The 11,967-nt window shown below is 75.4% G+C and carries 2 protein-coding genes; both read left to right on the top strand.

Features of this window, described 5'->3' with window-relative positions; genetic code table 11:
* Positions 1-7,335, top strand: a 7,335-nt coding sequence (locus tag ORI94_RS34420) for a type I polyketide synthase (protein WP_266082940.1), incomplete at its 5' end; no start/stop codon positions are given.
* Positions 7,336-7,345: 10 nt separating this feature from the next.
* On the top strand, positions 7,346-11,967 hold a 4,622-nt coding region (locus ORI94_RS34415; RefSeq protein ID WP_266082938.1), incomplete at its 3' end, for a type I polyketide synthase.

Genomic DNA, 11,967 nt, shown 5'->3' with positions numbered 1-11,967 from the left:
CGTCTTTCGGTGAGTCATGCCTTCCACTCGCCGTTGATGGAGCCGATGCTGGCGGAGTTCCGTCGGGTCGCCGAGAGCCTCACCTACGCCGTGCCGGCCATCCCGGTCGTGTCCAACGTGACCGGTGAGGTCGCGGACCCCGCCCTGCTGTGTTCGGCGGAGTACTGGGTGCGTCATGTCCGGGGCACGGTGCGTTTCGCCGACGGTGTGCGCGCGCTGGCCGGTGCCGGTGTGAACGCGTTCCTGGAGCTGGGTCCCGACGGTGTCCTGACCGGGATGGCCGCGCGGGTGCTCGACGGCGCCACCGACACCGTGTCCGCGGCCGCCCTGCGCAAGGACCGCCCCGAGGAGACCGCGCTGCTCACCGCGCTGGCCCGGCTCCACGTCACCGGCGTGGACATCGACTGGGACGCCTGGTTCCGCGGGACCGGCGCCCAGCGTGTCGAACTGCCCACCTACGCCTTCCAGCGCGAGCACTACTGGCCCGAACCGGCCGCCGCGCCCGGCTCGGGAGCCGGGCAGGACCCGGTGGACGCCGCCTTCTGGGCCGCAGTGGAACGCGAGGACCTTCAGGCGCTGTCCGCCACGCTGGACCTGGACGACACCGTCCTGTCGGACGTGCTGCCCGCGCTCTCCTCGTGGCGCCGCGGGCTCAACGAGCGGTCCCTGGTGGACGGCTGGCGTTACCGGGTGAGCTGGCGTCCGCTGACCGCCTCCGACACCGCCACCGCCACCACCGCCCCAGGCTCCTCGATGGCCGAGGGCCCCTGGCTCGTGCTGATTCCGGCCGTGCTCGACGGTGACCCGTGGGCCGAGGCCGTCGTCGGTGCCCTCGGCGCCGACGCGGTGCGCGTGGTCTGCGCTCCGGACGACGCCGCTCTCGCCGCACGTCTGGCGGAGGCCGCCGACGGTACCGAGTACGCCGGTGTGGTCTCCCTGTTCGCCGCCGTGGCGGCGAACGGCGGCGCCGACCGCGCCCTGCTGTCCGGTGGTGCCTGGCCCGACGCCCTGCTGGACGCCCTGGACGACGCCGGGATCGCCGGCCGCCTGTGGGCCGTCACCCGGGGTGCCGTCTCCGTGGGCCGTTCCGACGCCGGTGCGGACCCCGTGCAGGCGGCGGTCTGGGGCCTCGGCCGGGTCACCGCCCTGGAGCGGCCCGACCGGTGGGGCGGTCTCGTCGACCTCGACCACGTGGCCGACGCCCGCACCGCCGAGCGTCTGCGGGCCGTCCTGACCGCGACCGGACCCGACGCCGAGGACCAGGTCGCGCTGCGCGCCTCCGGCGCCTACGGCCGGCGCCTGGTCCGGGCGGCGGCACAGCGCCCGGACGCCCCGTGGCGGCCCACCGGCACCGTGCTGGTCACCGGCGGCCCCGAGGGCTTCGCCGGCCACGTCGCCCGCTGGTTGGCCGGGAACGGCGCCACCGGAGTGCTGCTGGCCGTCCGCGGCGAGGCCGACGCCGACGCGCTCGACGCCCTGCGTGCCGAACTCGCCGAGCTGGAGACCGACTTCACGGTGGTCGCGCACGACCCCGCGGACCCCTCCGCGCTCACCGCGGCGGTGGACGCCCTGCCCGAGGGCCGTCCGCTCACCGCCGTGATCCACACCGGCGACGACGGCGTCCCCGCCGAAGGCGCCGGTGCCCCCGGCGCGGACGCCCTCCTCGCCGCCGTACGCCGGGACCTCGACGCGCTGGACGCGGCCACCGGGGACCGGAGCCTGGACGCCTTCGTCGTCTTCGGCTCCATCTCCGGAGTCTGGGGCGTCAGCGGTCAGGGAGCCGGTGCCGCAGCGGGCGCCTACCTGGACACCGTCGCCCAGGAACGCCGGACACGCGGTGGCAACGCGGTCGCCGTCTCCTGGGGGGCCTGGGCCGGCGCCGGCCCGGACGGGCTCGCCGCCCACCTGCGCGCCAACGGCCTGCCCGCCATGGACCCGCACCGGGCCCTGACCGTGCTCGGCGCGGTCGTCGGCGACGCCGTCGCCGACCCGTCGGCACCGGCCTCGGTGACCGTCGCCGATGTACTGTGGGACCGCTTCGCACCCGCCTTCACCCGCACCCGGCCCGGCCGCCTGTTCACCGAACTGCCCGAGGTGCGGCGCGCGCCGGCCGCGGCCGGCGGCGACCGCGCGGACGCGGGCACCGCCGACACGCTGCGCACCCGGCTGCGGCAGCTGGACGAGCGGGACCGGCTCCCGTACGCGCTGGACCTGGTCCGTACCGAGGTCGCCTCGGTGCTCGGCCACGCGGGCGCCGACGCCGTACCCGCCGACCAGGCCTTCAAGGACCTCGGGTTCGACTCGCTGACCGCCGTCGACCTGCGCAACCAGCTCGCCGCCGCGACCGGACTCACCCTGCCCGCCACCCTGGTCTTCGACTACCCGACGCCCACCGCGCTCGCCGCCCACCTGCTGACCGGGCTCCTCGGCGAGGACACCGGCCCGGCCGCCCCGGCCGCGTACGGGACGGACGCCGGGGCGGCCGACGACCCGATCGTCATCGTCGGCATGAGCTGCCGCTACCCGGGCGGAGTGCGTTCGCCCGAGGACCTGTGGGATCTGGCCGTAGCCGGCACCGACGCCATCGGCGCCTTCCCCACCGACCGCGGCTGGGACCTGGACCGGCTCCTGAACGGGGACCGGGACGGCCGGGGCCGCAGCGTCACCCGCCACGGCGGATTCCTGTACGACGTCGCCGACTTCGACCCCGACTTCTTCGGCATCTCCCCGCGTGAGGCCCTGGTCATCGACCCGCAGCAGCGGATCGTGCTGGAGGCCGCCTGGGAGGCCCTGGAACGGGCCGGCATCGACCCGGCCGGGCTGCGCGGCGGTGACACCGGCGTCTTCGTCGGCGGCGGCAGCGGCGACTACCGTCCCGCCATCGGCCAGGTCGGCCACGTCGAAACCGCCCAGTCGGCGAGTCTGCTCTCCGGCCGCCTGTCCTACACCCTCGGCCTGGAAGGGCCCTCGGTCAGCGTCGACACGGCCTGCTCGTCGTCGCTGGTCGCGCTGCACCTCGCGGCGCAGGCCCTGCGCAACGGCGAGTGCTCCGTCGCCCTCGCGGGCGGTGTCACCGTGATGTCGACCCCGGTCGGCTTCGTCGAGTTCGGCGAGATGGGCGCCCTGTCACCGGACGGCCGCTGCAAGGCCTTCTCCGACGACGCCGACGGCACCGCGTGGGCCGAGGGCGTGGGCATGCTCGTCGTCGAGCGGCTCTCCGACGCCCGCCGCAACGGACACCAGGTCCTGGCCGTGCTGCGCGGTTCCGCCGTCAACCAGGACGGCGCCTCCAACGGCCTCACCGCCCCCAACGGCCCCTCCCAGCAGCGCGTCATCCGCAAGGCGCTGACCGCCGCGGGCCTCACCGCCCACGACGTGGACGCCGTCGAGGCGCACGGCACCGGCACCGCGCTCGGCGATCCGATCGAGGCGCAGGCCCTGCACGCCACCTACGGCCAGGACCGCGACCCGCAGCGGCCGCTGCTGCTCGGCTCACTGAAGTCCAATCTCGGCCACACCCAGGCAGCCTCCGGTGTCGCCGGCGTCATCAAGATGGTCATGGCGATGCGCCATGGCACCCTGCCGAAGACCCTGCACGTCGGCACACCGTCCTCGCACGTCGCCTGGGACCCGGACGCCGTACGGCTGCTGACCGAGGAAACCGCCTGGCCCGAGACCGGGCGTCCGCGCCGCGCGGGCGTGTCCTCCTTCGGCGCCAGTGGCACCAACGCCCACGTCGTCCTGGAACAACCCACGGCCGACGCCGACGCCGACGGCACCGCGCCCGTCCCGTCCGCCGAGGCGGCGACCGCCGGACCGCTGCCCGTGGCCCTGTCCGCCGTCACCCGGGACGCCCTGGCCGACCAGGCGGACCGCCTGCGCACCCGGCTCACCGACGGCGCGGACCCGGACGCCGCGCGCCGCACCGACTCGGTCGCCGACCTGGCGCTGTCCCTCGGCACCACCCGCTCGGCGTTCGAGCACCGCGCCGTGCTCGTCGCCGCCGACCGGGTCGAACTCGTCGACGCGCTCACCGCGCTCGCCGAGGACCGGACCGTACCGAACGTCCTGCGGGGCCGCGCCGCCCCCGGTGGCCGGACCGCGTTCCTCTTCCCCGGCCAGGGCTCCCAGCGGCCCGGCGCCGGCCGTGGACTGTACGCCCGGTACCCGGTGTTCGCCGAGGCCCTGGACGCCGTCGCGGCCTGCCTCGACCCGGAGCTCGACCGGCCGCTGCGCGAGGTGATGTTCGCGCATGAGGGCACGCCCGAGGCGGCCCTGCTGGACACCACCGGCTACACCCAGCCCGCGCTGTTCGCCCTCGGAGTCGCCCTGTACCGGCTGGTCGAGTCCTGGGGCGTCCGCCCGGACCTGCTGGCCGGGCACTCCGTCGGCGAGATCGCCGCCGCCCACGTCGCCGGGGTGTTCACCCTGGAGGACGCCTGCACGGTCGTCGCCGCCCGCGCCCGCCTGATGCAGGCCCTCCCGGCCGGCGGCGCCATGATCGCCGTACGGGCGAGCGAGGAGGAGGTCGCCACACGGCTCGGAGACCGGATGTCACTGGCCGCCGTCAACGGCCCCGACGCGGTCGTGATCTCCGGCGACGAGGACGCGGTCACCGCCCTCGCCGAGGAGTTCACCGCACTCGGCCGGAAGACTAGGCGTTTGCGGGTGAGTCATGCGTTTCACTCCCTGCACATGGACGCCATGCTTCAGGACTTCGGACGGGCCACCCGGAGCGTTTCGTACACCTCGCCCACGCTGCCCCTGGTGTCGAACCTCACCGGGGAGACGGCCGCACCGGAGCGGGTGTGCGACCCCGGGTACTGGGTCGACCACGTGCGCCGCGCCGTCCGGTTCGGCGACGGCGTACGCACCCTCGCCGCCCGCGGCGCCACCCGCTACCTGGAGCTGGGGCCCGACGGCGTGCTCTGCTCCCTGGCGCAGGACACCTTCGACGCCCTCGCCGACGACAACCGCCCGGCCCCGGCCGCCGTACCGGCGCTGCGCACCGGACGCGACGAGGAGCGTTCCCTGATCGGCGCGGTGGCCCGGCTGCACGCCGCCGGCCAGCCCCTGGACTGGTCCGCGCTGCTCGACGGCACCGGCGCCCGCCGCGTCGACCTGCCGACGTACGCCTTCCGGCGCCGCCGGTTCTGGCCCGACGCCGCTCCCGCCACCCCGGACACCGCGCCGGCCGCCGACGACGGGGACGCCGCGTTCTGGTCCGCCGTCCAGGACGAGGACTTCGACGCCCTCGCCGGTGACCTGGGCGTCGACGGGGAGTCCCTGTCCCGGGTGCTGCCCGCGCTGCGGGACTGGCGCCGCAAACGCGGCGACCAGAGCACCGTGGACGGCTGGCGCCAGCGCATCGCCTGGCGCCCCCTGAACCGGGCCGCCACCACCGGCACCCCAACCGGCACCTGGCTGGCCGTGCTGCCCGCCGGACACGACGACGACCCGTGGACCACCGAGGTGCTGAGCCTCCTCGGCCCCGCGACCGTCCGCCTGGAGGCGACCGCCGCCGACCGCGCCGACCTCGCCGCCCGGCTGCGTGAACTCCAGGACGCGGGCGTCCCGTTCACCGGTGTGGTATCACTGCTCGCCCTCGCCGGGGGCCACGACCCGCAGGCCCCCGGCACCCCGCGCGGCGCCACCCTCACCACCGCCCTGCTCCAGGCGCTCGGCGACGCCGGCGTCGACGCACCGCTGTGGTGCCTCACCCGCGGCGCCGTCGCCGTCTCGCCCGGCGAACGCGTACCCGCGCCGCTCCAGGCCGCCGTGCACGGCCTCGGCCGGGTCGCGGCCCTGGAGTACCCGCACCGCTGGGGCGGCACCGTGGACCTTCCCGAAACCCTCGACGAGCGGTCCGCACAGCGGTTCACGGCCGTTCTCGCCGACCCCGAGGGCGAGGACCAGCTCGCCGTCCGGCCCGCCGCGGTCTTCGGCCGCCGACTCGCCGCCGTGCAGCCCGGCGCCCCCCGCGACTGGCAGCCCACCGGCACCGTCCTGATCACCGGCGGCACCGGCGCCCTCGGCGCCCACGTCGCCCGCCGCCTCGCCGGCGCCGGTGCCCGCCACCTGGTGCTCCTCAGCCGCAGCGGCCCCGACGCGCCCGGCACGGGCAAGCTCCGGGCCGAACTCGCCGAACTCGGCGCCGAGGCCACCCTCACCGCCTGCGACACGGCCGACCGGGCCGCCCTGGCCGCCGTCCTCGCGGACATCCCCGGCCACGCGCCCCTCACCGGTGTCGTGCACACCGCGGGCGTCCTCGACGACGGCGTGCTCGACAGCCTGACCCCCGAGCGGTTCGAAGCGGTCTTCCACGCCAAGGTCACCGGCGCGCTCCTGCTGGACGAGCTGACCCGGGACCACGACCTGGACGTCTTCGCCCTGTTCTCCTCCGCGTCCGCCGCGGTCGGCAACCCCGGCCAGGGCAACTACGCGGCGGCCAACGCGGTCCTCGACGCCCTCGCCGAACGCCGCCGTGCCGACGGCCTGCCCGCCACCTCCGTCGCCTACGGCGCCTGGGGCGGCGACGGCATGGCCGGCGACGACCGCGCCACCGCCCTCGCCCGGCGCACCGGCATCCGGCCGCTCGACCCGGACCTCGCGGTCCTGGCACTGCGCCAGACCGTCACCGGCGGCGACCCCGTCGCGGTCGTCGCCGACGTCGACCCGGAGCGGTTCGTGCGCGCCTTCACCACCGTGCGGCCCAGCAGCCTCCTCGCGGAGATGCCCGCGTACGCCGCTCTCACCGCCGCGAACACGGCCGGGCGCGACGCCGAACGCGCCGCGCCCGGACTGCGCGACCGGCTGGCCCGGCTGCCCGGCAACCGGCGCCTGCAGACCGTGCTCACCCTGGTACGGGAACGCGCCGCCGACGTCCTCGGCCACACCGGAACCGACCTGGTCGGCCCCGACCGGGCCTTCCGCGACCTCGGCTTCGACTCACTCGGCGCCGTCGAGCTGCGCAACCAGCTCGGCGCCGCCACCGGACTCACCCTGTCCGCCACCCTCGTCTTCGACCACCCCACCCCCGCCGCCCTCGCCGAGCACGTCCTCGGCGAACTGCTGCCCGGCGACACACCGGGCGGTGAGACCACCGACGAGAACGCGCTGCGCGCCGTCCTCGCCTCGGTCTCCCTCGACCGGCTGCGCGAGCTCGGCGTCCTGGAACCGCTCCTGAAGCTCGCCGGGCGGATTCCGGCAGCGGCCGGGGCGCAGGCGGAGGGCACCGGCGCCGAGGACGTCTCCGACGCGTCCATCGACGCCATGGAGGTCGACGACCTGGTGCAGGCGGCACTCAACGGCAATCTTGACGACCAGCGGGACTGACGGAGCGACCATGACCACGCCCAGCGAAAAAGTTGTCGAAGCTCTCCGGGCCTCGCTCAAGGAGACCGAACGGCTGCGGCGGCAGAACCGGGAACTCGCGGCAGCCGCCGCGGAGCCCGTCGCCGTCGTCGCGATGAGCTGCCGCTATCCCGGAGGCATCTCCTCCCCCGAGGACCTGTGGCGGCTCGTCGAAACCGGCACCGACGCCATTTCGGGCTTTCCCACCGACCGCGGCTGGGACCTCGACGCCCTGCGCGACGCCGGCACGGACGCGCGCGGCCACTCCGTCAGCCAGCAGGGCGGATTCCTCGACGGTGTCGCCGACTTCGACGCAGCCTTCTTCGGGATCTCACCCCGCGAGGCCGTCTCCATGGACCCGCAGCAGCGCCTGCTGCTGGAGACGTCCTGGGAGGCCCTGGAACGGGCCGGCATCGATCCGCAGAGCCTGCGCGGCAGCGCCACCGGCGTCTTCGTCGGCACCAACGGACAGGACTACGCCTACCTGCTGGTCCGCTCCCTGGCCGACGCCACCGGTGACATCGGCACCGGCATCGCCGCCAGCGCCACCTCCGGCCGCCTGTCCTACACCCTCGGCCTGGAGGGCCCGGCGGTCACCGTCGACACCGCCTGCTCCTCCTCCCTGGTCGCCCTGCACGCCGCCGCCCACGCCCTGCGCGCGGGGGAGTGCGGCCTCGCCCTCGCGGGCGGCGTCAACGTCATGTCCGCGCCCGGCTCCCTGATGGAGTTCAGCCGCCAGGGCGGCCTGGCCGGCGACGGCCGCTGCAAGGCCTTCTCCGACGACGCCGACGGCACCGGCTGGTCCGAGGGCGTCGGCATGCTCCTGCTGGAACGCCTCTCCGACGCCCGCCGCAACGGCCACCCCGTGCTCGCCGTGATCCGCGGCTCCGCCGTCAACCAGGACGGCGCCTCCAACGGCTTCACCGCCCCCAACGGCCCCTCCCAGCAGCGCGTCATCCAGCGCGCCCTGCAGTCCGCCGGCCTGACCACCGCCGACATCGACGCCGTCGAGGCCCACGGCACCGGAACCCCCCTCGGCGACCCCATCGAGGCGCAGGCCCTCCTCGCCACCTACGGCCAGGGCCGCGACCCCGAACGTCCCCTGCTGCTCGGCTCGATCAAGTCGAACATCGGCCACGCCCAGGCCGCCGCCGGTGTCGCCGGCGTCATCAAGATGGTCATGGCCATGCGCCACGGCGTCCTGCCGCCCACCCTGCACGCGGACCGGCCGTCCCGGCACGTCGACTGGAGCGCGGGCGCCGTCCGGCTCCTGGGCGAGCGCGCCCCCTGGCCGGAGACCGGCCGTCCCCGCCGGGCCGGCGTGTCCTCGTTCGGCATCAGCGGCACCAACGCCCACGTCCTGCTGGAGCAGGCCGAGCCGGCCCCGCAGCCCGAAGAGCCCGCCGTCCCGTCCCTCACCCCGGCGGTCGTGCCGTGGCCGGTCTCCGCCAAGACCGAGGACGCCCTGCGGGACCGGCTCGCCCAGATCACCGCACCCACCGACGCCAGCGCGCTCGACACCGGCTACTCCCTCGCCACCGGCCGCTCGGTCTTCGAACACCGGGCCGTGCTGCTCACCGGCGCCGACGGCGTACCCGCCGAGGTGGCCCGCGGCCGGGCCACGGAGCGGTCACTGGCCGTCCTGTTCTCCGGCCAGGGCTCCCAGCGGCCCGGCATGGGCCGTGAACTGTACGCCCGCTTCCCGGTGTTCGCCGAAGCCCTCGACGCCGTACTGCACCGGCTCGACCGCGAACTCGACCGGCCGCTGCGCGACATCGTCTTCGCCGGACGCCGCACTCCCGAGGCGGAACTCCTCGACACCACCGGCTACACCCAGCCCGCGCTGTTCGCCCTCGAGGTCGCGCTCTACCGGCTCGTCGAGTCGTGGGGCGTGACACCGGAGTTCGTCGGAGGCCACTCGGTCGGCGAGATCGCCGCCGCCCACGTGGCGGGCGTCCTGTCCCTGGACGACGCCTGCACCCTGGTCGCCGCCCGCGCCCGGCTGATGCAGGACCTCCCGGCCGGCGGCGCCATGATGGCCCTCCAGGCGACCGAGGAGGAGATCACCCGCAAGCTGACCGGCGGCGTGTCGGTGGCCGCGGTCAACGGCCCGGATGCCGTGGTCGTCGCCGGCGTGGAGGCCGAAGTCCTCCCGCTCGCCGCCGAGTTCGCAGCTCAAGGACGCAAGACGCAGCGTCTTCCGGTGAGTCACGCCTTCCACTCGCCGCTGATGGAGCCGATGCTCGACGCCTTCCGCGACGTCGCGGAGGCACTGGCCTACCACGAGCCGCTCGTCCCGGTCGTCTCCAACCTGACCGGTGAGATCGCCGGCCCGGAGCTGCTGTGCTCGGCGGACTACTGGGTGCGCCACGTACGGGAAGCCGTGCGCTTCGCCGACGGCGTGCGCGCCCTGGCCGACGCCGGCGCCGACGCCTTCCTGGAACTGGGTCCCGACGGCGTCCTCACCGGGATGGCCGCGCAGGTGCTCGACGGCGCCACCGACACCGTGTCCGCGGCCGCCCTGCGCAAGGACCGCGCCGAGGAACGCGCCCTGCTCACCGCGCTGTCCCGGCTCCACGTCGCGGGCGTGCGCGTCGACTGGGCCCGCTGCTTCGACGGGACCGGCGCGCGCCGCACCGACCTGCCCACCTACCCGTGGCAGCACGAACGGTACTGGCCCGTCCTGATGGCCGCCGCCGGCGACGTGTCGGCCGCCGGCCTCGTCTCCGCCGAACACCCCCTGCTGGGCGCCGCGGTCTCCCTCGCGGGCCTCGACGGGGTCCTGTTCACCGGACGCCTCTCGGCGCAGACCCACCCCTGGCTGATGGACCACACGGTCGGCGGCGTCGTCGCCTTCCCGGCCACCGGCTTCCTGGAACTCGCCGTCCGCGCCGGCGACCAGGTCGGCTGCGACCGCATCGACGAACTCACCCTCGCCAAGCCGCTCATCCTCACCGAGAACGCCGCCGCCGTCGTCCAGGTGTGGGTCGGCGCCCCGGACGAGAACGGCGCCCGCAAGGTCACCGTCTACTCGCAGACCGTGGACGACCCGGAGCAGCGCTGGACCGAGCACGCCAACGGTGTCCTCACCACCGGCGAACGCACCACCGCCTTCGACGCGAGCGTCTGGCCCCCGCGCGGCGCCGTCGCCGCCGATCTCGAGGGCTTCTACGAACGCACCGAGTACGGACCCGTCTTCCAGGGGCTGCGCGCCGTCTGGCGGCGCGGCGACGAGGCGTTCGTCGAGGTCGCCCTGCCGAGCCAGGTCGACGACGCCGAGTACTACGGCATGCATCCGGCCCTGCTCGACGCCGCCGTGCAGTCCGTCGGCTTCGTCGGCCTCGGTGACGGCAAGAAGCTGCTGCCGTTCTCCTGGTCCGGGGTGTCCCTGCACGCGGGCGGCGCCTCCGTGGTCCGCGTCCGTGTCGCCCGCGTCGGCGAGGACTCCGTCTCCATCGCCGCGGTCGACGTCGAGGGCGCGCCCGTGCTGTCCGCCGAGTCGCTGATCCTGCGCGTCCCCTCGGCCATCCAGGCGCCCGCGCTGCGCACCAGCGAACAGGACGGCCTGCTCCGCCTCCAGTGGACCCCCGCCACCGACACCGGCACCGACACGGACGTCCGCTGCGCCGTCCTCGGCACCGGCACGGGACTGCCGGGCACCACCGTCACCACCCTCGCCGACAGCCTGGCCGCCTCCCCGCAGCCCGAGCTCGTCCTGGCACCGCTGGACGGCGGAGGCGGCGAACTGCCCGCCGCCGCCCACACCCTCACCGCCCGCGCCCTCGACCTGGTGCGCGAGTGGCTGGAGCTGAACCCCTCCGGGCCGTCCCGGCTGGTGTTCGTCACACGCGGCGCCGTCGCCGCCGCCACTGGCGAACGGGTGCGCGATCTCGCCGCTGCCGCCGCCTGGGGCCTGGTCCGCAGCGCCGAGGCCGAGAACCCGGGCCGCTTCGCCCTGCTCGACCTCGACACGGACACCACGGGCGCCGATGCCGGCACGCTCCTGGGACGCCTGCCCGCCCTGCTGGCCGGGGGCGACACCCAGTTCGTGGTCCGTGACGACACCGTACGCGTCGCCCGGCTCGCCCGGCTGACCAGCGGCGCGAGCCTGCTCCCGGTCACCGGACTGCCCTGGCGGCTGGACAGCGACGACCGCGGCACCCTGGATGCCCTTACTCTCGTCCCCTCCCCGGAGGTGCTGCAGGCGCCGGAGGGCCGGCAGGTGCGCCTCGAAGTGCGGGCGGCCGGGCTGAACTTCCGTGACGTGATGAACGCGCTCGGCATGTACCCCGGTGAGGCCGGTCTCCTGGGCGCCGAGGCGGTCGGTGTGGTGGCCGGGACCGGCCCCGAGGTCACCGGGCTGCGGCCCGGCGACCGGGTGATGGGCATGGTGCCCGGTGGTCTGGGCACCGATGTCCTGATCGACGAGCGGTTCCTGGTCCATGTCCCCGACGGGTGGACGGACGAGCAGGCGGCGTCGATGCCGTTGGTGTTCCTGACCGCTCTGTACGCGTTCCGTGATCTGGCGGGTGTGCGGGCGGGGGAGTCGGTGCTGGTGCATGCCGGTGCGGGCGGTGTGGGTATGGCGGCGGTGCAGTTGGCGCGGCATCTGGG

Source organism: Streptomyces sp. NEAU-W12 (assembly GCF_026242095.1).
Classification (GTDB): domain Bacteria; phylum Actinomycetota; class Actinomycetes; order Streptomycetales; family Streptomycetaceae; genus Streptomyces.
Note: the sequence above shows the minus strand (reverse complement) of the source record. Positions and strands in the feature narration are given on the sequence as shown.